This window comes from Nonomuraea sp. NPDC048881, assembly GCF_040649795.1.
Lineage (GTDB): Bacteria > Actinomycetota > Actinomycetes > Streptosporangiales > Streptosporangiaceae > Nonomuraea.
In genome coordinates this window covers 74135-98977 of record NZ_JBEZGC010000027.1, presented here as the reverse complement: position 1 = coordinate 98977, position 24843 = coordinate 74135, and the positions used below count along the sequence as shown (strand labels likewise).

The 24843-nt window shown below is 65.6% G+C and carries 14 protein-coding genes, 1 tRNA gene and 2 pseudogenes; 7 read left to right on the top strand and 10 right to left on the bottom strand.

From position 1 onward, the window contains the following. Positions 1–153 (top strand): annotated as a pseudogene (locus tag AB0C33_RS47250) (IS256 family transposase); the annotation flags it as partial. Positions 154–423: 270 nt separating this feature from the next. Here the strand turns inward: AB0C33_RS47250 and AB0C33_RS47245 are convergent. The 5 genes and pseudogenes from AB0C33_RS47245 to AB0C33_RS47225 all read right to left on the bottom strand — a co-directional run bounded on the left by AB0C33_RS47245 (position 424) and on the right by AB0C33_RS47225 (position 9921). Further along, a pseudogene (locus AB0C33_RS47245) lies at positions 424–1230 on the bottom strand (IS5 family transposase). A gap of 11 nt (positions 1231–1241) precedes the next feature. Then, a complete protein-coding gene (locus tag AB0C33_RS47240; RefSeq protein WP_358301105.1) occupies positions 1242–3116 on the bottom strand; it encodes a hypothetical protein in 1875 nt (624 codons plus the stop codon). A 36-nt stretch (positions 3117–3152) separates the two neighbouring features. Further along, on the bottom strand, positions 3153–4022 hold the full coding sequence (locus tag AB0C33_RS47235; RefSeq protein WP_358301102.1) for a hypothetical protein: 870 nt from the start codon (positions 4020–4022) through the stop codon (positions 3153–3155). A gap of 339 nt (positions 4023–4361) precedes the next feature. Further along, positions 4362–7265: a hypothetical protein gene (locus AB0C33_RS47230; protein ID WP_358301099.1), complete on the bottom strand. Its 2904-nt coding sequence runs from the start codon at positions 7263–7265 to the stop codon at positions 4362–4364. A gap of 808 nt (positions 7266–8073) precedes the next feature. Then, a complete protein-coding gene (locus AB0C33_RS47225; RefSeq protein ID WP_358301096.1) occupies positions 8074–9921 on the bottom strand; it encodes an ATP-dependent endonuclease in 1848 nt (615 codons plus the stop codon). Positions 9922–10694: 773 nt separating this feature from the next. Between AB0C33_RS47225 and AB0C33_RS47220 the strand changes: the two genes are divergently transcribed. The 4 genes from AB0C33_RS47220 to AB0C33_RS47205 all read left to right on the top strand — a co-directional run bounded on the left by AB0C33_RS47220 (position 10695) and on the right by AB0C33_RS47205 (position 16316). Further along, positions 10695–11087, top strand: coding sequence for a hypothetical protein (locus AB0C33_RS47220; protein ID WP_358301093.1), 393 nt, complete (start codon positions 10695–10697; stop codon positions 11085–11087). Positions 11088–11089: 2 nt separating this feature from the next. Continuing rightward, the gene (locus AB0C33_RS47215) at positions 11090–13138 is read left to right on the top strand and encodes a DEAD/DEAH box helicase family protein (protein ID WP_358301090.1); all 2049 of its coding nucleotides are present in this window, start codon (positions 11090–11092) and stop codon (positions 13136–13138) included. Continuing rightward, a complete protein-coding gene (locus tag AB0C33_RS47210; protein WP_358301087.1) occupies positions 13131–15317 on the top strand; it encodes a hypothetical protein in 2187 nt (728 codons plus the stop codon). The genes AB0C33_RS47215 and AB0C33_RS47210 overlap by 8 nt, the downstream gene beginning before the upstream one ends. A 66-nt stretch (positions 15318–15383) precedes the next feature. Beyond that, positions 15384–16316 (top strand): hypothetical protein, encoded by a 933-nt coding sequence (locus AB0C33_RS47205; RefSeq protein WP_358301084.1) that lies wholly within the window; start codon positions 15384–15386, stop codon positions 16314–16316. Positions 16317–16495: 179 nt separating this feature from the next. Here the strand turns inward: AB0C33_RS47205 and AB0C33_RS47200 are convergent, their stop codons facing one another. Together AB0C33_RS47200 and AB0C33_RS47195 are read right to left on the bottom strand one after the other, a co-directional pair. Beyond that, positions 16496–17449 carry an HNH endonuclease gene (locus AB0C33_RS47200; protein WP_358301081.1) on the bottom strand — a complete coding sequence of 318 codons (954 nt, stop codon included), beginning with the start codon at positions 17447–17449 and terminating at the stop codon, positions 16496–16498. 634 nt (positions 17450–18083) lie between these two features. Further along, a tRNA-Arg gene (locus AB0C33_RS47195) sits at positions 18084–18156 on the bottom strand. Positions 18157–19886: 1730 nt separating this feature from the next. Here AB0C33_RS47195 and AB0C33_RS47190 point away from each other — a divergent pair. Further along, a complete protein-coding gene (locus tag AB0C33_RS47190; RefSeq protein WP_358301078.1) occupies positions 19887–20900 on the top strand; it encodes a D-alanyl-D-alanine carboxypeptidase family protein in 1014 nt (337 codons plus the stop codon). Here AB0C33_RS47190 and mscL read toward each other — a convergent pair. Genes mscL through AB0C33_RS47175 form a run of 3 tightly spaced genes read right to left on the bottom strand, consistent with a single transcriptional unit; the run spans position 20897 to position 22716 of the window. Then, a complete protein-coding gene (mscL, locus tag AB0C33_RS47185) occupies positions 20897–21295 on the bottom strand; it encodes a large conductance mechanosensitive channel protein MscL (RefSeq protein WP_358301075.1) in 399 nt (132 codons plus the stop codon). The genes AB0C33_RS47190 and mscL overlap by 4 nt on opposite strands. A gap of 33 nt (positions 21296–21328) precedes the next feature. Continuing rightward, positions 21329–21910 carry an RcpC/CpaB family pilus assembly protein gene (locus AB0C33_RS47180; RefSeq protein ID WP_358301072.1) on the bottom strand — a complete coding sequence of 194 codons (582 nt, stop codon included), beginning with the start codon at positions 21908–21910 and terminating at the stop codon, positions 21329–21331. Then, positions 21907–22716 (bottom strand): S-methyl-5'-thioadenosine phosphorylase, encoded by an 810-nt coding sequence (locus tag AB0C33_RS47175; protein ID WP_358301069.1) that lies wholly within the window; start codon positions 22714–22716, stop codon positions 21907–21909. Before AB0C33_RS47175 ends, AB0C33_RS47180 begins: the two co-directional genes overlap by 4 nt. Before the next feature lie 132 nt (positions 22717–22848). Between AB0C33_RS47175 and AB0C33_RS47170 the strand changes: the two genes are divergently transcribed. Beyond that, positions 22849–24816, top strand: a complete 1968-nt coding sequence (locus AB0C33_RS47170; RefSeq protein WP_358301066.1) for an MFS transporter — start codon at positions 22849–22851, stop codon at positions 24814–24816. The last annotated feature ends 27 nt before the right edge of the window (positions 24817–24843 follow it).

Genomic DNA, 24843 nt, shown 5'->3' with positions numbered 1-24843 from the left:
AACGAGACCGCCGCCCTGAAGTGTGTGTTCATGGCCCTGATGAGCCTCGATCCCACCGGGCAGGGCCGCAAGAGATGGACCATGCGCTGGAAGGCACCGTTGAACGCCTTCCAGATCGCCTTCGAAGACCGCCTTACCCCTGCCAACCTCTGAACAATTCAACAACCAAGATCAGCCGTTAAGTTGACACTCCCGGATTCGAACCTGCGGCACCCGCTTTAGGAGAGCTCCAGCAACTACGAGTCCAGTTTGTCTACTGATGTTGGGATATATGGGCGGTACTCGACGCTTATTGGGCTCTTCGGCGTAGGCCTCCTGCGGCTCGCCGCACGACGGGTGTTCAGGCTGGTCAGGGCCATATTGGTAGCAGGAAGACCGCAAGGCGCTCCCGCTCTTCGGATGCGGGTGTCTTTAGACCGTGACTCATAGGGTGAGCCAGCGGTAGTAAATGAGGGCTGCGCAGTGGTCGGCCCGGCGTTCGTAGCGCCGGTATAAGCGGCGGCAGCCGGCCAGCCACGGAACCGTTCGCTCCACCACCCAGCTAAGGCGTCCCAGAGGCTGGCCGAACTCGACTCCGCGCCGGGTGATGCGGGGGATGATGCCCCGGCCGCGCAGGAAGGCGCGCAGGTGCGGGTAGTCGTAGCCCTTGTCGCCGTGGAGCTTGCCGGGTCGCCGCCGTCGGGGTCCCGCGACGGGAACGGATCGGCGGAATCGACCGCACCAGGTGTTCCAGTGCCAGGCTGTCGTGGACGTTGGCCCCGCTGATCGCGACAGCGAGGGGCAGACCGGTCCGTTCGGTGATGAGGTGGGTCTTCGGCCGGTTCTTCCCGTGATCGACAGGATTCTAGCCTGTCAGCTCCTCCCTTTGACCGCCCGGACGCTGACCGAATCGATCGCGCACCGCGACCAGTCCAGCTCGCCGCGGGCGCCGAGCTCGTCCAGTAGGATCCGGTACAGCTTGGGCCACACTCGCGCGGCGCTCCACTCGGTGAAGTGGCGGTGCACCGTCTGCCAGGAGGCGCCGAAGACTGGCGGCAACTGCCGGCAGGCGCATCCGGTGGTGGCCACGTACACGATCGCCGCCAGGATCGTCCGATCGTCGCCCCGCCATCGCCCGCCACCTTGCGGTCGCGTCGGCGCCGGCGGGGCCACCCGCTGGAGCAACTCCCACAACTTATCGGGCACCAGCCGTCGAAGGAACGCACCCACGACCGATTCAACGATCAACATCCAGTCACGGTTTAGACCGCCTGATACTCCTCTTGCTGCGCGAGGCACTGCGCTGCTTTAACGAAGACCTTGCCCCAGAATGTTGTGACGTCCAGGGCGCCGTTCTCCAGGTAGCGCTGCATGATGTTGTCCTCGAGACTGGGCGCGATTGACGCCCCAAGAACGTCTATGACGAGGTCTTCCGGGAGCAGCCCTCGTGCGGCCACCCCCTTCCACGTCCCGAGGACCCGGCCAGCTGCTTCTCTGGTATCTTCACGCTTCAGCGCTCGCCTGAAGGTGGTAACGAGCCCGAATCGGTCGCGTGGATCCGAGATGTCGGCTCCGTCCGGGCCGCACAGGGCGGTTATGCCGTCGTCGGTGGACGCAAGCCCCAAGAGGGCCACGATGCCCGCACGCTCGGTCGCTGGCTTGTCGAACCATCCAGCGATCACCGTGTCGAAGACGATTCGGCGGTGCTTTCCGGCCAGTGAGGTGAACGCCTTCGCGAGGATCTCGCTGTCCACATCCTTGGTCTTGAGACAGGCCCGCTGCAGACGTACGAGAGCCATGGCGGGCTCCTTCTCGCCGAACACGCCGCCGCATACCTCGGCGACCAGTTCGACCAGCTGTTGCGGCGGGTTCTTGGCCAGCCAGGTGTACAGGCGTGCGCGAATGTATGGTCCGAACCTCGTGTCGATGGCTGCGTTGGAGAGAGCCTGGGCCAGGAACGACCGGTTGTTCGCGAGGAGCACGCGCCGCAGCCGTTTGATGATCTCGCCGTCCCGGAAGTGCAGCGCCAGATCCATGAGGGCGTCGATAACTCTAGCGGCGTCGTCGGGCGGCAGCTCTGCCGCCTGCTGCACGGCCCACTCGGTCAGCAGTTGCCGGTACAACTGAAACTCGTCCCACAGATGCCGGCGCGCGGCGACTGCGAGGCCATGATAGTTGGGCGCCAGGTAGGCCCTATATCCGCGCCGGACGATGTGGGCCTCCTCCAGTCGCTTCGAAGTGATGGTGTCGGCCATAACGGCCGCTGGACCCCGATTTTCGCCGAGCTTTACGCGCAGGGCCTCGGACATTTGAAGGATCGACAGCGTGCGTCCGCCGTCGCAAAGCGCTGCGGACCAGAGGAGGGTACGAGTACCGAGGGGCCCGGGAAATTCCTTCTCCAGCCAGCCCTCCCAACCGCTGTACTCGTCGGCGATGTCCTCCGCCTTCAGGCTGGTGGACTTCCTGATGATCTCGGCGAGCCGGGCGGCGTCCTCGGCTCGGGGCGAGGAGCCGAAGATCTTGGCCAGCGGCTCCTCGTCGAGCAGGTGAACACGGTCGTCGAGGCCGAAGGCGTCAAGCTGGCGCTCCACCAAGTCGCGGGCGTCCGGGGACGGCAGCGGCACTAGCAGATGTTTGAGGTGCTGGGTCCACGGCCCAGCCCAGACGCGACCGGTCACCAGCACGACGAGGAAGGCTTCGCTCTCCCGCACCCAGGACAGCAACCCCTTGCCGAACTCCTCCGCGGGATCCTCTGTCGCGTTGGAAAGATCGAGGACATAGCCATGGCCTGCCTCGGCCGGAGGCAGGAGACGTCGTTGTGGCCGCGACCACGTGGGTTCCAGCTCGTGGAGCGCCTCGCGTGAAGAACAGGCCAGCAACTGCCGCAGGGCAGCGGTGTGGCGTCCCGTACCGGCGTCGCCGAGCAGGACCACGACTCGGTGCGTACTCAGCAGAGGACCGAAATGGTCCCATTCCTCACTGTCGGGAGCGACGAAGCGGCCGTCGTCGCAAACCGCAAGCTCGTCGTCCGTGATCGCACGGACCTCAACCAGTTCATCGCCGTAGTTGTTGAAGTGCTGGACCCCGGCCACGAATGCCGTGGCTCTGTCACTAACAGAGACTTCTAGCGTCGTCATCGACTCTATCCTCGGCAACTCGAATGAACGGCGACGTCACCGACCGATGCGCAGGCCGTTGAACACCTGATTTCTGGCGGCGGAAAAGACCGTTCCAGATCCGGAATTGGTGATGTTGATGGTCGTTGTCCTGGTGTCGGGGGCACTTCGGACCGCACACGCGAGATCGAGCCCGTACCTTCGCAGCAGTTCAGCGCAGATCATCTGCTGGTCAAGGTCGCCTGCCCGAGGCCCCGCCTCCTGGGCCAGATCGTAGAGCCGTCCAAGGACGGTGTCCGCCGGCTGACCCGCGGCAGAAGCGAGGTCGGCGATCAGGTCGAGTTCCGCACGCCAATCACGGCCGTCGCGACCCACCTGCACCGGCCACACGTGCAGGGCGGAGAGGACCTGGTGGGTCAGGGCCTCCGCCTCGAAGCGGTCACCGGTCGTCGCTGCGGTGGTCACACCCGTCACGACATGGTCGTGACGGGTTCGCAGGGCGGAGCGGGTCACCCCTTCACTCAGCAGCTGGCCGAAGGAGACCGCGTCCGGATGGGCGCGGGCCATAGTGGTCAGCTCCGCGAGAGCTTCCAAGTCGCTGACGGGGCCACCGGCCGCCAAGCCAAGGAGTAGGCGGCCGTCCTTCAGCTCCTCCGCGTGGGAGCGGTACGCCTCGATCGCGGTCGACATCACCTTGACGAACTCCGGGTTGCGGCCAGTGATCGGCAGGCGCTTCTTGACCTGGATTTCGATGGTGGGTCCCTGACCTGCCGCGTCCGTTTCCACCACTATGTCGTCGAAAGAGTGACCGGCGACCCTCTGCTGGAGGGCGACGCGCTGGATGGGCAGCTCAATGCCGATCGGGACGTGCGCCCGCCGCAACATTCGGCTCAGCAGCACGGCCGCGAGCCGGTACTCGAAGATCACACCAGCGCCGCCCGTCGCTTCCGGGGAGACTGCACCACCAGACACCCAGACCACCCGCCCGAATCTTTGGAAGTAACGCAATGATGAGAAGCGTAAACGGGACCACCGACAAAACGTTGTGAGGAGGAGGGCTGCTGGATTTGAATCGGATCCTCAAGCACGACCTCCTGCCATTCGTTACCTGATCGCTGTCTGGCCGGGTCAGAACAGCATCCGTGGCGAGAGCCTCGCAAGGTGTTTTACGTTCTTCAGATGGGGTGTCGGGTGGGAAAGCCAGCGTCGTTGGAGTCGGCTCCGGCGCAGTGACGCGATCAGATTGTGAAGCCTCATTGAACACGGTCACTCGAGGTCCTTCCACCCCCATTGGGCGGCGGGGCTCCCATCAGGTTCCAGCCCGAACGTGAACCGGTTCCGATGGTCCCCAAACTTGACGAACTCATCGAACAACCCTGCGGCAGGTAGTCGATCTATCAGCACGTTGGCCTGTTCAACCGCCCCCACCTTCCGCAGCACTCTGAGCAGGTCAGGAAGCCCGAACATATCGTCAAGTAGAGGACTGTGCGCGGCCGGCTCGCGGGCCAGTAGCGCAGCAACCTGCTCGCGTGCCCCCACTTCGTGCAGGCTGCGTAGTAGAGCGGCCACCTCTCCCGGGTAATCGAGCAGGACGTGTGCGGCCGGGTCACGGGCCAGCAATGCAGCGACTTGGTCATGGGCCTCAAGCTTCCCCAGCCTGCGCAGCAGTGCGGCCACCGCAGGTGCGTCGTCAGGCGCGACGTACGCGGCGGGATCACGAGCGATCAGCGCAGCGACCTGCTCTAGGGCACCCATCTCCATCAGAGCGTCCAACAGGTTCGCCACAACGTGCGGGTTATGTAAGGAGATATCTGTGGCGGCTCGCTCGGCCAGAACGACAACCTGCTCCTCAGCTCCTGCCTCTCGCAGGCTGCGCAGCAGGGCTGCCACCGAGTGCGGGTTGTCGACTGAGACGCGTGCGGCGGGATCACGAGCCAGCAGCACGGCGACCTGCTTGTCAGCTCCTGCCTCTCGCAGGCTGCGCAGCAGGGCTGCCACCGAGTACGGATTGTCGAGAGGGACACGTGCGGCGGGGTCAAGGGCGGCAAGCGCAATGGCCTGTTTGCGATCCCCTATCTTCTTCAGGCTGTTCAGCAGGACGGCTACCTCGTCCGGGCTACTGAGGGGCACACGTGCGACGGCTCGCTTCGCCAGAATGACACCCTGCTTCCCAGCTCCCACCGTCCAGAGGCTCGCCAGCAGGTTGGCCACCCCTCGTGCGTCATCAAGCAGGACGCGCGCGGCGGGGTTACCAGCCAGCAACGCAGCGATCTGGTCATGGGCCCCAATCTCTCCTAAGTGGTTCAGCAGGACGGCCAGTGCATGACTGTTCAATGAGTCTTGCGCGACGGCTCGCTCGGCCAGAACCTCAACCTGCTTCTCGGCTCCCACCGCCCACAGGCTCTCCAGCAGCCAGGCCACTTGCACCAGGTCGTCCAGTGGCGTGTGCGCGGCGGGATCTCGGGCCAGCAGCGTGGCAAGCTGCTCCCATGCCTCCATCTCGTCCAGGCAGTTCAGCAGGCTGGACACATGGGCCGGCCTATCGAACGCGGCATGCGTGGCGGCATGCCGGGCGGGACAGCTGTCGGTCTGATGCAGGGGGTGGAGCAATGTGATGAGGCCGAGTGCGGCGTCCGTGTCGCCCTGAGCAGCGGAGCGTTTAAGCAACTGGGCGGCGTAGCGGTACAGGCCCCGATCGCGAGCGGCGAAGCCAAGCTCTCCTAGGTTTGCAGGGTGGGCATAGCGTGCTGCGGCGGCCCAGAAGGTGGCAGGCGGCATCTGGTCGGCGCGACAGTGGCGGCCAAGCTGATCGAGGTAATCAGCCAGGCGGTAGCCGGCGATCCCGACGCCGTGCTCCGGCGGCATCGGCTGCAAGGCTTGGATGGCGCCTTTGAGAACGCGGGCGGCGTACTCCCAGCCGCCTGTCCAAGCCTCCTCCGCAGCAAGGCGAACACGGTCCTGAGCTGCCAGATAGCCGACGGCGGCCTGCTGGAGCAGATCCTGAGACAGCAGCTGGGTGTGTCCCAAACGGACAGCGTCCATGGCTGCGAGAATCAGCGCTCGGCCGTAAGGGTCTGCGCCCGGGCCCTGATAGTGGGCCAGCAGGTCTGGAACACCGGCTAGATACTGTGTTAACCGCCCCGCCGTACCGGCGTCCTGGGCGGCCCCCAGGGCCTGGTCGAGCACGAAGTCACCGAGACGGCGGACCTGGCCGAGTTGTTCATCGGTGAAGGCGTCAGGGATGTCGATGACACCGCCACGCTCGGCGTCCAAATGCCCGGGGTCGACACCTGTCAGGTCGGGCAGGACACGGAGCAGTTCGTGGGCGGCGCGGACGGAACCGGCGGTAGCTGCTCGGTCGTGGTGAGCGGCGTTATAGGCGGACCAATGGTGTGGCCACAGCGTGGTGACGGCTACGATGTGGTCGCGTCCGTGCAGCAGCTCAGCCAGGTCGAACAGAGGCATTCCTCCATCAGGGTCATCGACGTAGTGGCGTAACTCGTTAAGCCACAACACGGTATGGTTGGCGGTCCCTTGTTGCAGCAGCCGGCCAAGTGCGGCCGCACAACGTGGATAGAGCACCGGCCAATGCGGCAGGCGTGCCGCCACCGCCTCGTAAGCGGCGCGGGACTTGCCGGTGGAAGAGCTTCCGCGCAGCACCACCAGCCGGTTGGCGGCTACGGCCGGATCGAGAAGCGCATCCAGCAACTCGTCATGGTCACGCCGTACGTACGGTGGCAGCAGTCCACCACCGATCGCCCGATGCACTCCCAGTACCACCGGATCCCACCGGCCGATCAAACGTCCCACTCCGGCCGCAGATTCTTGTCTGCTGCTGTGTTGATTCGGCGATAGTCGGCTGCGGGCATGCGCGACGCGAGAGTCACGGGACTGCTTGGCCTCAGCTAACAACTCGAGCCACCCTGTCATATCGGCAGGTGCCGTTCTCAGAACGGTGTTGCGTACGACGGCCTCCGCCAGGCACAGCTCCACAACCGCCATGAGTGGACCGACGTCCTCAGGTAGGTGGACACCCTTCTTCCATTCGAACAGAGTGCTACGGCTGGCTACCGGTCGGCGGCGTAACACCTGATCGACGCTGAGCCCCGCGGCGGCTAGCAGCGCGGTAAAGGCCGCTCCGAAATTCGCCGGTGTACGCGGCGACGTCATCGCAGGACCCCCATCTTCAAGCCGCCCGCAGCGACCCATCGTGTCCGAACCCTTCGGATCCTGTCGCACTCGGACAGGGATTCGCGCCACATGCGCGGAAACTGCTTCCCAGTCTGAATCTGTCCAAAGGCTGTTCCGGACCTGCTGTCACTGGCCGCATCCTGCGGTCATGTCCTTTGCCCGCCCCGCCCGCCGCCGACTCTCTGAGGCCAGAGCCGTGACAGCCTGGACCCTGGCTAGTGTTCACGCCGTACTCTGGTTGAACGCACCCGCCGTGGCCGTGATCCTTCTGTTCTTGGAGGCGGTACTGGCCACCACCGTCATCGCAACTGCGCTGTATGCGCCGAATCTCATCAGTGATCGTGCCTTCCGGATGCTGCCGTGGACAACGCCTGGACCTTGCCGTCATCGGTCCCGCAAACGTCGTACGGCCTCCCCGCCGAACAAGAACGCCCGCCGGTCCGCAGGCGCACGAAAGCGTTGAACCTTGGAGTGGCGGTGTTCCGCGCGTGAGCATGTGCGCTGGGTGTTCGGTGAGGAGCTTCATCCCAACCGTACAAGAGACTCGCCGTCTCCTATGTCGCGAGGGCCAGCACGGGGGACCTGTGCTGGCCTGTATTCGAAGGAACGGATTAAGCAGCGCGATCGGGCCCCGCTCGGCTGGGTGTGGAGCCTTCTGCAGGACGTCACGGTCGGCCTATAAGCCGTGGAGGTCGGCCACCTGGCTCATCGTCCCTGCTGGCCATCGGCGACATCGTCTGCTCCGCCTCGCCCCACCCCGCTGAAGCCCCGGCGAGCCACCGTTTGCTCAGCTGTCAGGCGTGAGATCGATCACCCTGGCGAGTAGGTCGCTGAGCCAGGCTGGCGGGTTTGTAACTGCTTCGACGGCGGCCTGTCGGTAGGTGGCCTCGTTCTTGCCGTCCACGCCACGCCCCTCCCCGATGAGAGTGCGCCGTGCATCTTCCCAATCCTGCCATTCATTCTGCAGATACTTCTCCATGTTGTCGTGTACGACAGCGTAGGAGTCGTACACCTTGGTCATGGGGAAGTCCTCGGGAACTGCGCCGAGGTAGCTGAGGAGCGTACGGTTCTTGTTCTTGTTGTCCTGTACGTTGTCCGGCGTGCAGTCGGCGTCGCCGTCGAAAACGACGTAACAAGGTACTCCTAGTTCGGTGAGGATGGCGTGCGCGAGAGTGACGTTGTCCTTGCCACCTACGGTGGCGACCACGATGCCGTGCCTGTTTAGTGGGTCGATGCGAAGGCCGCACCCTTCCAAGACGCCCTTGTCGGTGTTGCCCTCCACGAGGATCACCACGTGGCCGAAGAGCGCCTCAGGAAGATTGGCAAGGCACATGCTGGTCAGTCGCCTGTGAACTTTGGAACGGTCTATAAGTGGGCTCAGCCGGTTCGCGATGGCATCGACCGTGGTTGCGTTGATTTCGACCGACGGTGCTCCTCCCGCGAAGGCGCGGGTCATGCGTCGGATCTCGCTGAAGCCCTCCGCTTCGAGGAAGTACGGGCTGTGCGTTGCATATGCGACCTGGATTCCGTGCCCGACGTCACCGACGAGCTTGCGGAGCACCGCGGCGAAAGCCCGAGCCTGGACCGGGTGCTGGAACAACTCCGGCTCCTCGATGGCCAGGAGAATGGTGCGCTCGTTTTCGGTAGCTTCGCTCTGCGCCAATACCCGCAACGCCGTGACCAGCAGGGCGCGTTGGAAGCCATGTCCTTGCTGATCTATGCGGGTCCGCGCTACGCCGTCCTGGATCGAAACCTGGAATTGGGCCTGTGGCAGGCGAAGCTCTGGCACCAGTGAACTGACCTGAACGCTGCGGCCCATGGTGAGTTGTTTGACCTCATCGGTCAGCCGGTTCGACAGAGTGTCGAGCTGCTCTCCGAAGTGCTTGCTCTGAATGCTCTCGCGGCTAGCGTTGACGAGCATCTGAAGACCGGCGATCTCGGCCTCGGCTTCGCTGCGGTTGATGGCCTGGTCGAGGATGCGGCCAATGATGGAGCCCTTGGAGTCGCGACCCTCCTCGCCCGCGCGCAGGTCGGCACTGACGAACACGTAGTCGAACAGTCCCGTCATTTTTGCTTGACCGGCGAACCCGAAGAAGTGCGTGTCTGCGGCCAGCTCTGCCCCCTGGAGTTCGTCTGGATGCTCCCGCTCCCACGCAATCAGCGCGTCGTCCACCGCTTTCGCGCTCCCGGCCGGCGGCAGGCCGAGCTCCGGCCGGGTCTCCCGTAGTTCCAGATACCGCTTGCGACGGTCGGTTGCACCGGAGACCTGCCGGATGTCGTTGAATGGCGGATAGGTGAGAGCGTGCCCCGACAGCTTGTCCCTGCCGTTCTCCCAGCGGCGCCACAACCTCACTGTGTGGACGCCGCCCGCTGCATACTTGCCCAGCGCGACCCGATCCACGTCAGTGAGATCGGAGAACTCGACTTCGACGCTGATCTGTTTCTCCTGCGCTCCGGCCCAGACGTCGTCTTCGGTCAGCGTCTGGCTCGTTCCATTAAAGAACCAGTCCAAAGCCCTCAAGACTGCCGACTTACCAACTCCGTTGGGCCCGATGAAGGTCGTGATGTCCTCGAAGCGGATGTCGACGTCCCTTAGGCACCGATAGTTCTTGATCGCGACTCGTCGTATGCGCACCCATGAACCTCATCGGACACATGGGCCTCATCGCAACCGGAATCCGGAGGTTGGTCAGAACATGCCCAAGGTCGGCACCCCGAGCTTTCGTGTCGTTTTATGCCGATTCGTCGAGGCGAGGAATGATCGCAGAGATGTCCTTGGGAGACCCTCTCTCGGGCGCTTCTTCCCGTGTAGCGGGGCACACCAAAGGTCTCCACTGAACCCGGGGCGGTTCAGTCCCCGGGGCGGGTGCGGGTCTGTTGTAGGAATCAGCGCGCTCAACCTGCGTCGCCGAGAGGCGTCGTGGAAGACCTTGGGTGGGGATGGGTTCGCGAGGCGCGGTCAGGGGGTGGATGGCTCGTTCGCCTCTTGGGGCGACAGGCCGTATGTCAACCGTGCTGTCTGTGTTCAGCCCCTGATGGCTGAGGGTGGGCGGTGTCGCATAGCTGCCGCCACCCAACATCACACCGGACGCAGTCTCACAAACGCACTCTGGGTGGCGAGTAGGGCTACCGCCGCCGTAACACTTGACGCCTGTCCGGCGATGATCTTCTCGCTGACTGCTCAGACGCAGGCGGAGGGGGAGGCCGGTGACACGGTGGTACACGCGGATGGCGGACATCTCGGGCATTGGGTTTGCCGGCAGCCCTGACATCGACCGCTCCCGGCTGCCGGATGCTCATGTACGGCCTCGCCAGGAGCGCGGTTCCCGGTATCTGTACTGGCCGACTCCAGAGGGCGGTAGCAGCGCCTCCCCGGCTCACCGCCGAGCTTTCGCTGACACCGGACACATGGATACGAACGGGCTCGTTCGCTGGGTGTGGGAAGGAGTGGAACTTCCGGGCATCGCGTCGGACTACCACTTCCTCTTGCAGGGTGCCATCAAGCAGTTGTGGTCGCGGCGCCGGTCGGCGCCTGAGGGGCTGCAGTTCGTTGAGGTGTTCGCTGCCCTCGACCTCGGTCTGATAGAGGCGGTCCCGCATGCTGTCGCGATCGATGAAGCGGATCTGACACGAGGGTTTGCTCGGCTCGCGTCAGTGGAGGTCTGGATGAAGCTTCTGGAGACCGAGGGCGCGCTTCGCGACGCCGTTGCGGTGAGCCGACGGGCTCAGCGGTTCGGGGAAAGTTACCGGCGCGCGGACTTGGAAGCGAAAGTGGCCGCACTCGACGCAGAGGGGCAGTGAAGGTGGCCCGTCTGGTCGATCTGATCCGGGGTGAATCCTTCCTTGAGAACGCCTTCGTCAGGTGGGTGCTCAGCTTCGCAGCGACCAGTGGAATCGCACAGCACGTGAGCGGGCAGCACCCGGTGACGGCCGATGGACATGACTATCGCCTGGACTTTCTGCTGACGGGGTCACGACTGCGTGTTGCGATCGAACTGGACGGGTTCGCGTACCACAGCGACAGGACGGCCTTCCTGCACGACAGGATCCGGCAGAATCACCTGGTCGGATTGCGCTATACCGTGCTGCGGTTCTCGTACGAGATGATTCGCCGAGACGCCAGGTTGTGTGTCGAGCAGCTTCAGCGCGTTCTTCGTGATGACCCTCTCTTGGCGACGTACCTCATCGCGCAGCCCATCGTTCCGGTCCCTGACGACATGGGCACGACGCCACTGGCAATCATCACGCCCCCCGCCCGGCCACAGGTGGTCGAGCGGAACTATTTCGACCAGGTCCGGGAGCGCCTGACGCTGGAGCCGTTGCGCCCATGCCAGAGCGAGGCCATTGTGGCGCTGGCCAACTACTACCGGCGGGGGCAGGTCAACGCCGCCTGTGTGATGTCAGTGGGTGCCGGCAAGACGGCGCTGGGCGTCGCCGCCACGCTTGCCTTCGCCCGGCGGCGGGCTCTGATCGTCACACCAGGGCGTGTGATCAGAGGCACCTTCGCCCGGGCGCTTGACGCGTCGATGGCGGGCAACGTGCTGTTTACGCTTCCGGGTGGCCCTCTCGTCTCTGGCCTCCGGCCGCCCGTCGTCGAGGTGCTCGACCGGGCGCAGGGTGCCATTCGCGCCGTTTCCCGGGAACGCCTGCTACGGGCCGAGGTTATTGTCACGAACTTTCACTCTCTTGGCGAGAGCGAGGGCGAGAGCGGGCTGCTTGGCAAACTTGCCCCGGACGACATCGATTTCATCGTGGTCGATGAGGCGCATATCGCGGCCGCGGAGTCGTATCGGCGGCTCTTCGCGCATTTCCCGCATGCCCGTCGGCTGCTGATGTCGGCCTGCTTCAGCCGCGGTGACGGACGGCCGGTGACCGCTGACGTGGTCTATCGCTACCGGCTGATCGATTCGATCGTGGACGGGCACGCCAAGCACCTGCGCGCACAGCGCTTCAGCCCGGAGGTGGGACAGACGGAGTACGAGATCGTCTGGCCGGACGGCCTTCGCGAGCGCGTCGTCGGCAAGGATGCCTTGCTGGAGGTTCTGGAGGACGAGCGCAAGGTCGCTCAGATCACCGCGACCTCGGAAGAGCCGATACGCAAAGTGATGGAGAGTGTCCGCAGGTGCCTGGAGGCTCAGATCCGAGCCCTTGCGCCTGTCCGTCCTCGGGTGTTGTTCGCCGCGCTGGGCAAGCGGCACGCGGAGCAGGTCGCACGCATCGCGAACGCCTACGGCATCGCCGCCAGTGTGCTTCACCACTCAATGTCCGACTCCGAGATAGCCGCCGTCAGGGCCCGCTACGAAGGCGAGGCGGGGACGCTGCAAGCGGTAGTGCAGATGAAGATGCTCGGCCAGGGCTACGATCTGCCGCCCATCGCCATCGTGGTCCCGATGCGGCCCTACGGCAGTTTCGGCGAGTTCTATCAGCTCGTGGGGCGCGGCATCCGGGTCGTACAGCATCCGGAGCTACGCGCGCGATGCCCGGAACAGCATCTGGACCTGGTGTACCACGGAGAACTCGGCCTTGATGAGCACCTCGAGACCCTGCGAGTCGAGAACGACATGGATCCCCGCCCGCCCGATGCCGACGACTTCGGCGACGCGCCGGTTCCCGATCGTGGCAGCAGTTCGTCGGGCGGATGGCCGGCTGAGGAACGTCCGCAGGCCAGCGTCGTCCATGAGGAGGGAGACACGCGAGAGCAGTTCCTGCACACGCCGGTGAGCCTTGAGGTCCGCGTGGAGGAGCGGCGGCTGCATGCGATGGCCCAGGCCTACGCCAGATATGTAGAGCAAACATCGGAACCACGACCATTCGAGCAGTTCGTGGCGGTCATGAGGAGCACCCATGGGTGAGCACCCGTTCGCATCCGCGCTCGCGACGGCCGAGCCCGACCAGTTCCTGCGACTGGAACGTGACACGGGTCGGAGTTCGAGGTTCGTGGACGTCGATCAGCTGGTGGCGAACGTACTCGTGGCCGCTCTTGCGGGACACCGCCCGGTATCAGTTGTCGCAGGACCGCAAGGTTCCAAGAACAGCGACACACTGGCCCTGAGTGGGCTGAGCCGGCAGGAACAGGCCCTCGTAAGGGAGGCGTACAGCCTCTCCAAGCAGCAGGAAAGAGGCGCCTGGTACCTGACTGAGCAGATGTCCCTCAAAGCGGGCGTACTCAACCTGCCCGCGAACCTTCGCCACCATCCCTGGCATGCCATGACGCTCTCCACTGACGAGGTGGCCCGCGTGCATCTCGGTGCCACCCCGGATGCCATAGCAGCATGGTCACTGCTCATTCCCTTGCTCGACGACCTCATGGCGCCGATCACGGTCCGGGCGGCGGGCTCGTCGAAGCAGGACTCGGAGCAGGAGGAGACCTGGGGCCAGATCACGGCCAGGTACGCCACCATGGGCCTGGTCTTCACCCCGCAGAGCCGCATCTTCCTCTACGGCGCGGGCTGGCATCGCCTCGATCGTGGGGGCCAGGTGCGGGCCAGACTCGCCCTGCTCGATGAGCTGACCCGAGCCGATCCGCTCCAGGTGGCCTCACGATTCCGCGCCGCACGCATTCAGGCGCTGATCAGCGCGACACTGAAGAAAACGCGGAGCGGGACACCGCTGGCGCGCAAGGTGCTCACCAAGGCCCTTCAGCCGGTGTTAAGCGCCTACTTCGCTGGTGACTGGCTGTCCTACCTGGACTATGTGGAGATGCCGCCAGGGTCAGGCGAAGAGATTGTCACCGCTCTGCCGGAGGCGAAGTTGTTTGTCGGCGGGTCAGCCAAAGCCGAAGCCGTCGCGGTGCAGCAGGGTATCGACGTCAGCGACGTTCAAGCCATGCTCGCGGCCTTTCTGGGCCAGGGGAGCTCCGTGTCTCCCGTGGAACAGCGCGTTGATGTCCTGCGGCGATGGTGGTCGCAATTCGACGCTGTCCATGCCCGCCAGGCACCCGGTATGCATCCGTTGTGGGGTCTGATCGAAGACGGCCCGTATGCGATCAGGGCCGGCATGGGACCCACCCGGCAGCTCTACCGCTGGCTCCTGTCACCAGATTTGGTGGAGGAAGTGGATCGCCTCTGGGACGGCGTCACCCTGCCGCGTTGGCCGGAGACGATCGTGAGCGAGCCCTACCCGCACCGGCTCATGGCCGAGACCTTGGGCATCGCCGGCACGTTCTGGCACGGTGTCGCGCTCACGGCCTGGTTCGTGTGTGAGGGCCCGACCTCTCGTACACCCCTTTCGGGCTTGCGCTCCTACTACCGTCGTCACCTGAAGGAACTTGAACAGGCCGGTACGCCCGTCCACCTCAGCCTCTTCGACGAACTCGAACACGCCGAGCGCCATCTTGGGGAGCCCCAGCCGGTGTATGCACACCAGCAGAACGCGAACGGGGGCCGAACGAGCATCTCCATGGGCGTCGTCATCGGTGAGCGCCGGGCTGGCTTCGAAATCCTGAGGGACATCATCACGCGTCACCGGCAGGGATGGAGCCATCGATACCTGGCCGAATATCTCGAAAACCGATGGAAGACCGAGCTGACCGAGGTCTCCTACGAGCTGAACAAGTTCGTCGCCGCTCATGGCAGGCTCCCGACGTACAAGCAATTCGCGCGGTTCGCCGATGCGGCCGCCAACCACTGGTTCAACGGCGATCTGGCCAGCCTCTACGCGGCCATCGGGGAACGGGCACCAGCCACGTCACGGCGAGTCGATCTACTTCCCGGCGCCGCGCACGATTTCGTCGATGCCGTCTACGCCGCTCTGGGCGGGCTTCCGTTCGATGAGGTCATGAAGAATCCGGGGTCGCCGCTGGCAAACTCGTGCCGCCATAAAGCTCACCTGGCCGCCGCAAGTGTTACTTACCTTCAGATCGCCGAGGCTCTAGGTCGCGTACCTGAGATCAAAGAATTCGGGGGAGATCGTCACGAATGGGATTGGGCCGACGGCTGCGAGCACGGATGGCCCGCGTATCAACAGGCCATCGAACAGGTGCTCATGCGGAACGGTGCAGGGAGAAACTTTCCTGGGCCTCCACATCGCTGAGCGGCTTTAGAGATTCCGCGTGAGTAAGCAGCGCAGCCAGGCAGCGCTGAAGTAAGGAGGCCCTTCATGTCCATGTCGATGCGTCATCCGGACCCTTATAGGCCCATGCCCCAGCAGAAGCAGAATGGGCTTTCCATCAGCGCCATGGTGCTCGGCATCATCGGCACACTCTTCGGATTCATCCCCGTCCTGGGGTTGCTTTCACTTCCCCTGGGGTTAACCGGCCTGGTCCTGGGGCTGGTGACCGTGAAGGCCATGATGGCGGGCCGTACGAGTACCGGATTCACGATCACGGGCTTGGTGACGTCTGTCGTCGCCATCATACTTTTCTTCGCTCAGGCCGTGCTCTGGGGCAGTGCCTTGAGCGAACCGAATTCGAGCGCGGTTATCTCGCAGGACGGCCGTGAGAGACTAATCCTCCCCACTCAACCCCAGTCCAGCCAGGCAGAGTCTGTGCTGCCTTCGGAGGCTTCGCAGGCGCTTGCGCCAGAGCCTTCGTCGCAACTAACGCCGGAACGTTCCACGGCGGGATACGGCGAGGGAATGTACAAGGTGGGAAGCGAAATCGAACCAGGTACGTATCGTACGGCTGGCGGTGGACGTTGCTACTACTCTCGGCTCAGAGATGCGACTGGGGGAATTGGTAGCATTATCGCCAACGACAACCTGCAGGGGCAGGGATATGTGGCCCTCCAGGAATCCGACGCCTACATCAATTTCAGTGGCGACTGTCTGTGGGAACCAGTCCACGCTGCAAAGCTTTCGCCCCCCGCCGGTAAGTACGCGTCGGGCATGTACAAGGTGGGAAGTGAGATTGAGCCCGGTACGTATCGTACGGCTGGTGGTGATAGTTGCTATTATTCTCGACTAAAGGACGCGACTGGGGGAATTGGTAGCATCATCGCCAACGACAACCTGCGGGGGCAGGGCTTTGTGACCCTCATAGAATCAGACGCCTACATCAATTTCAGTGGCACCTGTACGTGGACGAAAGGCTGATCTGCTGGCCTTGTGACGGCATCGCCGCTGCCACCACTCAGGGTCAGGCTCGTGGCCGATCGGGTGATGGACCGTTTCGACCACGGCATCCGGCCGGGGCCTGCTCGGCGACGCCATACTCGACAACCCGGGCGCCGTTGCACCGCGCTGCACCCGTAAGCGACAGTTCGGGCGTGCCTCTACGTTGTGAGGAACACCTCGTTCAGATGCCATTCCAGGAAGGCTTGGCTGGGTCGGTCGGATACGTTGGAAGGCATGGTGACCGTACTTCCTGCATGTCGGTAGAGCTCGTCGCCGTCACCGAACTCTTCGCGTAAGCGCGGGCTCACTAGTAGCCGGTAGTCCGTACCGATCGCGAGATATCCATGATCGAACAGGATGTGCACGTCCGATCGCAGCAGGATGCCGTTGTCCAGCCGGTGTTCGCCTCCGCGTGTCACTGGTCGGATGTGGGCTGCTTGCAGTACTGGGCGGATCGTCGAGCCGGTGACGGCGCAGCGTCCCTCATAGGCGTTGAGGACCACAGCTTTGAAGGCTCGCTGGCCAAGCCGGCGGGGACTCAAGCGGGGGTCCCCAAAGACGGGGCCTTCGAGCCGCCATGGTTGTGACACGTCGGTGGTGTCGTTTCCGAGTAGGCGGGTCATGAGGTCGGTGAAGTAGTCGGTGTAAGGCGGGGTGGCCATGTCGTAGCCCTTGCCTTGAACGATGTTGGGGGCGAAGTCAGGGGGTGGGCCCGCTGGAAGCTCGAAGAATCGAGTGTCTCGGAGCAGGACGCAGCCGATGGTCGGGTCCTCACCTGCTTCTATGGGACTTCGACGATACTTGCTGATCCTCTCCTTCATCTGCTCCTGATGGTCGGCGCCGTTGGCCTCGCCGAAGGTCTCCCATGCCTCCGACAGGGGAAGCGGCTGGAAGGTTTCGAAGATGCCGCCGCCGACCACCTGGTTGTACGGAAAGCCGTTGATCGGGTTCCTACTCGGATGGTGGGTCTTGAAGAAGAACGGCTCGCCGGGACGCAGTGCGCGGAAGTTCGTGCTTCCCGAGGGACGCCAGAAGTTGGCTTCCGTCAAGGTTGGGCGCGCTGAGATGAATTGGTACCAGTCGCCGTCGGTGACTCCGACATATGCCTTCACGTACGGAATTGTGCAGCTGGAAGATCGTTTCTGCTAGTGGATATACCTGAAGAGGGCAGGCCGATCGTCGCGTCCTAATGTCCGATTCTCAGGTCGCGTCGCCATCGCTGTCCTGCTGCCGGTCATGGTCGACCGGGTGTTCGCGGTGGCCAGCGATAAACCCATCGACAAGGAGGGTTGGCCGTGCCCGCCGGTGCTGATGATGATCGAGGAGGTCACCCGTTCGTCTCGCGCCAGTGCGGGCCGCGCGCGGTGCTGGGCCAGGTGAAGGTCATCGGCCGTCGTGGCGCGCAAGCGCTGGATGGGGCTGGCGTTGGTGTCACAGCAGTCCGGGCACGTGCCGAAGGAGCTGTTCGAGTTGGCGTCGAAGGACGCAGTAGTGCGCGCCTACCTACACGAACGCCCGTGGCGTTCGTGTGATGCCGGTTGGCCGTGGCGGATGTCTGAGGCGGGATGACGGGAGAATCAGGGCCTGAGCTGGGGAAACGCTATCAAGATCATCCCCCATATGTCCCCTGATCATGGTCGCATGGCGGCGTATGGGCACTGTTGGCTACCTATCGAGGGCGGCGAAACAAAAGACCTGCGGTCGAGAAACCGCAGGTCAGAGGCCCAAACGCCTGGTGGAGATGAGTGCCCCCGGCAGGATTCGAACCTGCGGCACCCGCTTTAGGAGAGCGGTGCTCTATCCCCTGAGCTACGGAGGCGGACCCTCGTAAGCCTAGCGAAAGTTGGGCAGTGCGTGGGCCGCCGGGCCGGGGTCAGTTTGGTGAGGTTGGTTATGGGTGCTCTGAGCTGCGGTAAAGGCATGGCAAGCGGTCGGATTCCGGTGCTTCGTGCGTGGCTAGCTTCTGCGTGTGACCAGGAGGCGATCCACGCAAGCTCGTAGGCGGCCCGTTGTGTTGTTCGGGGCGTTGCTGGCGCCGGCGATTCTTGCCGGCGGACTGTTGGCGGGGGAGATGCGGGGGTTCGAGGGAGTTGGTGCGCCGGTGGGGATGGAGGAGCGGAGGGCGGTGCGGTTGGCGTTCGAGCCCGTGTGGATGCCCGCGCCTGCGCATCCTGATCGGCGGTACGAAGGGGTGATTCCGGCGCCTGTGCGGAAGGTCGCCGAGGTGTCTGAGGCGTTGGAGGTGCGGTCCTCGGTGCCCGCGCCTGCGCCGGAGCCGGATCCTGTGGTTGAGGAGGAGCCGTACGCGCCTGAGGCTTCGCGGTCCTCGCCTGGGTGTGCGGGGGAGTGGGAGGACACCTGGCTGTGGGACATGTGCCGGGAGCGGGAACAGGAGGCAGTCCAGAATGCCCGCTATGGCTGGTTGTCGGGTTTGTGAAGTTGACGAGGGGCGTTGGCTGAGGAGGGTGTGGTCGCGGGGTACGGCGGCGCCCCAGGCGGCCGGCGGCCGGCTAGGCCAGTGAACGTTCTCCCCGTGTTGCGGTGTCTCGGGGCGGTTAGGCGCGGGAGTGGCTTGGGGGTTGGTGTGGTTGCGGTTGGGGTTTCCCGATCAGGGGGCACTGCACTGCTGGGGCAGGGGGCGTCGACTTCGGTGGGCACGCTGGAGGCCGTCGCGCATGGCCTGGTCACTCTTGGTGGCGGGCCCGCGTGGGACTGCGTGGCTGGAGCGAAGGTTCTGAAGCCAAGGGCTGAGGCGAGGTCAGGAATGGCTCGGCGACGTTGCAGCGTGTGGAGGACTGTGGGCCGAGTGTCGCAGCTCTTGGGATGACCTCCCGTCGTGCCCAACAGGCCGCGACAGACTCGGAGGTCTGGAGACGCTGTCGGCGGTGATCTCTAGAGGGACTGGTCGCAAGGGTCTGGTGAGCACCGTTCCTGGAGGAGGACAAGCCGCCGAAGCTCAGAGGGCGGAGGAGTCCGCAAGGGGGCGTCGCGGGTCCTTGTAAGGGGTCGCGGTCCTCGTGACAAGAGACGCCGAAGGCCTCGGAGAGGTGAGAAAGGGTGCTGTAGCGGACGGCGGAGACGAACCATCGCAAGAGAGCCCAGGTGGAGTCGCGGGGGCAATGCCGTGCCCGGGCGGCTGGAGGTCTGGGTGCGTGCCGGGCGGCGGTGCATGAGGGGCACAACCCTCCATGACAGGCAGGGGTGCGGTTGGTACGGGTGGCCAGTGTGCGCGCTTTCGCAGCCGTCTTTCGGGGTTGCGCAGTGACAGCGCCTCACGGGCCGCCTGAACACCGACAGAGAGGTCAAGGCGCACTGTTCGGTGGCGAGCGTGGAGGTAGGGATGCGATGTCGCTGGTGGGGAGGGGGAGCCGTACATAGTGCGCTTTTTGTCTCATAGCAGCTCTTCAGAGTTCGGTCCGGACACTCAGGGGGCTGTAGTAACGTGCGTGCCTGACCCGGGTAACGAGTGTGCAAACGGAGGAGTCGAACGTGCCATCCCCTCGATCAGCGGGTCTGATCGCGGTCGTCATGGCGATGGCTTCTCTCTTCGTGCCATCAGCGGTTCAGGCGCAGGCGCGGACCCAGATGGAGCGGCGGGATCCGAGCAATCTGGCGGAGCTGCGCAAGGAGGCCGAGAAGTCGGCCAAGGAGCTTGAGGACGCCACCAAGGCGCTGGAGAAGCGGCGTGCCACGATCGCGGCGTCCGAGAAGGAGCTCAAGACCAAGCTGAACGGGCTGCAGGATCTGGAGCGCAGGCTCGCGGTGATCCGGCAGCCGGTCTCGCAGCTGGCGGAGCTGCTCTACGAGCAGCCCGTCGGGGCGGACGGCGTGGTGCCGTTCCTGTCGGGGGACGCCGGCGTCGGCACTCTGCGGGCGCTCTCGGACTCGACGGAGATGGTCCGGGTGCGGCAGCAGGCCGTGGAGCAGACCAGCACCCTGTACAAGGAGGCCGAGCGGCTGGCCGCCGAGGCTCAGGAGCTGAGGGCGGGCAACTTGCTGGCCGAGGCCCAGATGGCGGCCGAGATCGACACGCTCAGGCAGCGTTCGGACAAGATCGTCAAGTCGCTCACCGCGGCGCTGGTGAAGCTGGGCATCAAGATCGACAAGGTCGGACGGGCGGCGCTGGGCTGCAACCCCCTCCAGGCCGCCACGGCCAACAACTACCCCAACGGGCTCATCCCCAAGAGCATGCTCTGTCCGCTGCAGCAGAAGGGCTTCAGTCTGCGGGCGGACGCCACCATCGCCTTCGTCAGCCTGAACGAGGCCTACCGGAGGCGGTTCGGCAAGGCGATCTGCGTGACGGACGCCTACCGGAGCCTGGCCGAGCAGCAGTCCGTCTACTACCGGCGGCCGGGGTTCGCGGCCGTGCCGGGGCGAAGCAACCACGGTCTCGGGCTGGCTGTGGACCTGTGCGGCGGCGTGGAGCGGTTCCGGTCCACGGAGTTCGTGTGGATGGAGAAGAACTCCAAGCGGTACGGGTGGTTCCATCCCGCCTGGGCCTACAGCAGCCCGTTCGAGCCGTGGCACTGGGAGTACGACCCGAAGATCGACTCGCAGCTCTAGGCGGGCACGACCTCGGCGCTGCAGAAGGCGCAGCGGGAGGCGGCCTTCGGGATCTCCGACAGGCATTCGGGGCAGTCGCGGGTCTTGGCCTCGACCCGGGTCGCCGCGCGCTCCTTGAAATGCGTGTACGGCCTGACGACCAGGAAGTAGATCACCGCCGCGATCATCAGGAACGAGATCACCGCGTTGACGAACTTGCCGTACATGAAGTGGGACGCGCCGACGGTGACCTTCAGCGAGGAGAAGTCGGGCAGGCCGCCGAAGGCCGAGATCAGTGGGGTCAGCAGGTCGGCGACGAACGACTGCACGATCGAGTTGAAGGCCGCCCCGATGACCACCGCGACCGCCAGGTCGAGGACGTTGCCCTGCATGAGGAACTTCTTGAATCCGTTCATGGCCGAGAATCGTAGTCGAATGATTACTCTCAGCTAACTCTTGAAGGTGATGGAGAGGCGGCCCGATGCCTGGGCGCCTGCCAGCTGGGCCGCCTGGTACGGGGTCGCCGCCAGCACCACCAGCGCGCCGCCGGTACGGGAGTCGTCGGCGGGACGCGGGATGGTGATCACGCGGACGTCGTCGGCGATGAGCTGGGCCGGCTGACCGCCCTCCCCGGCGGCCAGGACGCCGACGGTCGAGCCGGGGGAGATGAGGGCGACGGCGTCGGGGTCGGCGATGCGGACAGGGGCGGCCACCGTGCCCGGCGGCAGCGGCAGGGGATGGAGCAGGCGGGCGTCGGTCAGCGGCTCGCCCCGGCGCATGGGCCCGGCGAGGTAGCGGCCCGCCGCGTACGACCGGATGGCCCCGTCGGGCGGACGGGCGAGCGGCGCCGGACGGAGGTCACCGGGACGCAGCGGGCCGGGGGCGAGGTCGCGGGCGGCGACGAGGACCTCGGGCCCCGCGGCTGGACGGAGCGCGACATAAGCCGACAGGACGCCCACCGCGGCCAGGACCGCCGCGATCAGACGACGCCGCCGGGCCCACGGCCGCAGCCAGGCCGGCTGCCTGCTCACGGCAGCTCGAAGGGCAGCTTGATGCCGTCGAGGGCCGAGCCGCAGGGACACGTGCGGTCGGTGGGCAGGGCCTGGACGGTCTCGGCGATCAGCGTGCGCATGCGGGTGACGTTGCGGGCGAAGAACTCCAGCACCTCGTCGTGGGTCACGCCCTGACCGGCCTCGACCCCGGCGTCGTGGTCGGTCACCAGGGAGAGCGAGGTGTAGCACAGGGCCAGCTCGCGGGCCAGCACCGACTCGGGATAACCGGTCATGCCCACGATCGACCACCCGTTGGCGGCGAACCACTGGGACTCGGCCCGGCTGGAGAAGCGGGGGCCCTCGATGACCACCAGCGTGCCGCCGTCGACGACGTCGCCCCAGCCGGTGGAGCGGGCCGTGGCCACGGCCGCGGCTCTGCCGGACGGGCAGTAGGGGTCGGCGAAGGAGACGTGGACGGCCCCCGAGACGTCGTAGTACGTCTGCGGCCGGCCCGAGGTGCGGTCGACGATCTGGTCGGGCACGACGATGGCGCCGGGGCCGTACTCGGCCTTGAGCGAACCGACGGCGCTGGGGGCGAGCACCTGCGTCACGCCGAGCGAGCGCAGCGCCCACAGGTTGGCGCGGTAGGGGATGCGGTGGGGAGGGAAGCGGTGGTCCCGGCCGTGCCGGGGGATGAACGCGACCGAGCGCGAGCCGATGCGGCCGACGGTGACGACGTCGCTGGGGGGGCCGTAGGGAGTGGAGAGCTCGATCTCCTCCGCATCGTCGAGCAGGGAGTAGAAGCCCGAGCCGCCGAGGACGCCGATGTCTGCGCGAGTGACCATGGCGCCGAGAGTAGCCGGACGGCCGAGGGCAGCGAGAACGCCGAACGCCGTTCTGTGGACAACCGCACGGGCGCGAGATCACCCGGTGAACGCGGAGCGTACGCACACCAGTACGAAGAGTAGGATCGCCGCATGCGGCAAAAAGGGCTGGGCCTCATCATCCTCGCGCTGATGCTCGGCATGCTGCTGGCCTCCCTCGACCAGACCATAGTCTCCACGGCCCTGCCGACGATCGTGAGCGACCTGGGCGGGCTGGAGCAGCTCTCCTGGGTGGTGACGGGCTACATGCTCGCCTCGACCGTCTCCACGCCGTTGTGGGGCAAACTGGGCGACCAGTACGGCCGCAAAAAGCTCTTCATCGCCGCGATCATCATCTTCCTCCTCGGATCGGCCCTGTGCGGGCTGAGCCGGAACATGGGGGAGCTGATCGGGTTCCGGTCGATCCAGGGGCTGGGCGGCGGCGGGCTCATGGTGCTCGCGCAGGCGATCGTGGGCGACGTGGTCTCGGCCCGCGAACGAGGGCGCTACCAGGGCTTCTTCGGCGCCGTCTTCGCCGTCAGCAGCATCGTGGGGCCGCTGCTCGGCGGGCTGTTCGTCGACCATCTGTCCTGGCACTGGGTGTTCTACGTCAACCTTCCCCTGGGCGCGATCGCCCTGGGCGTGATCGCGGCGGCGCTGCCCGGCGACGACACGCGCACCAGCCATCGCATCGACTACGCCGGGGTGGTGCTGCTCGGCGGCGCGACCTCGTGCCTGGTGCTCATCACGACCTGGGGCGGCACGACCTATCCCTGGGCGAGCCCGGTCATCGCCGGCCTGGCGCTGGGGGCGGCGGCGCTGGTCGCGGCGTGGATGGCCGTCGAGCGGCGGGCCGCCGAGCCGGTGCTGCCGCTGGGGCTGTTCCGGGTGCGGGCGTTCGCGATGTCGTCCGCGGTGGGGTTCGTGGTGGGGTTCGCGATGTTCGGGGCGCTCACGTACCTGCCGCTGTTCCTGCAGGTCGTGCATGGGGTGAGTCCCACCTTGTCCGGGGTGTACCTGCTGCCGATGATGGCCGGGATGCTCACGATGTCGATCGTCAGCGGGCTGGTGATCTCGAAGACCGGCAGATACCGCTTCCTGCCCATCGCGGGCACGGCCGTGGCGACGGCGGGGCTGTTCCTGCTGTCCGGGCTGAGCGAGCGCAGCAGCCTGCTGACGATGGGCGGCTACTTGCTGGTGCTCGGCGTCGGGCTCGGGATGACCATGCAGGTGCTGGTGATCGTCGTGCAGAACGCCGTCGACTTCAAGGACCTCGGCGTGGCCACCTCGGGGGCGACGTTCTTCCGGTCGATCGGCGGCTCCTTCGGGGTCGCCACGCTGGGGGCGGTCTTCACCGGCACGCTCAACGGCGACCTGCGGGAGGTGCTGGCCAGGGCCCGGTTGCCGGCGGGGTTCGACCCGTCCAGGATCCAGCGCGACCCGACCGTCATCCAGCGGCTGCCTCCCGCGCTGGCCGGTCAGTTCCTCCATGTGTACGCCGACGCCATCGCCACCGTCTTCCGGGTGGCCGCGCCGGTGATGTTCGGCGCGTTCGCGCTGAGCTGGTTCATCCCGCAGACGCGGCTCAGGGAGACCACCAAGGCGGCGGACCTGGGCGAGGGCCTGGGCGCCACGTCGGCCGAGCGGTCGTCGCTGGAGGAGGTCGAACGGGGGCTCATGCGGCTCGCCGACGCCGACCTGCGCAGGGGTTACTACGAAAGGCTCGGGGCGCTGGCCGGGCTGAGCGGCCTCGCGCCGCAAGGGGTGTGGGTGCTCGCCAGGCTCAACGGCAAGGGCTGGGTCGGCGCGGGCGAGCTGGCCGAGTGCGCCAAGGTGAGCAGGGCGCACGGACGGCCCCACTTTGACCGGCTGGTGGACGAGGGGCTGGTGGAACGTTCTGAGGACGGCGAGCGGCTGCGGCTCACGCCGAAGGGGGACCGGGCGGCCCTGGGGCTCGTGCGCTGCTCACGCGAGGGGCTGAGCAGGCTCGTGGCCGACTGGGGGCCCGATCCACAGCTGACGCGGCTCGTCGATCGCATCGCGCCGGAACTGCTCGGCGCGTACGCCGACCGGCCTCGATGAGGCCCCCGCCCGTGCGGGCGGGGTGAC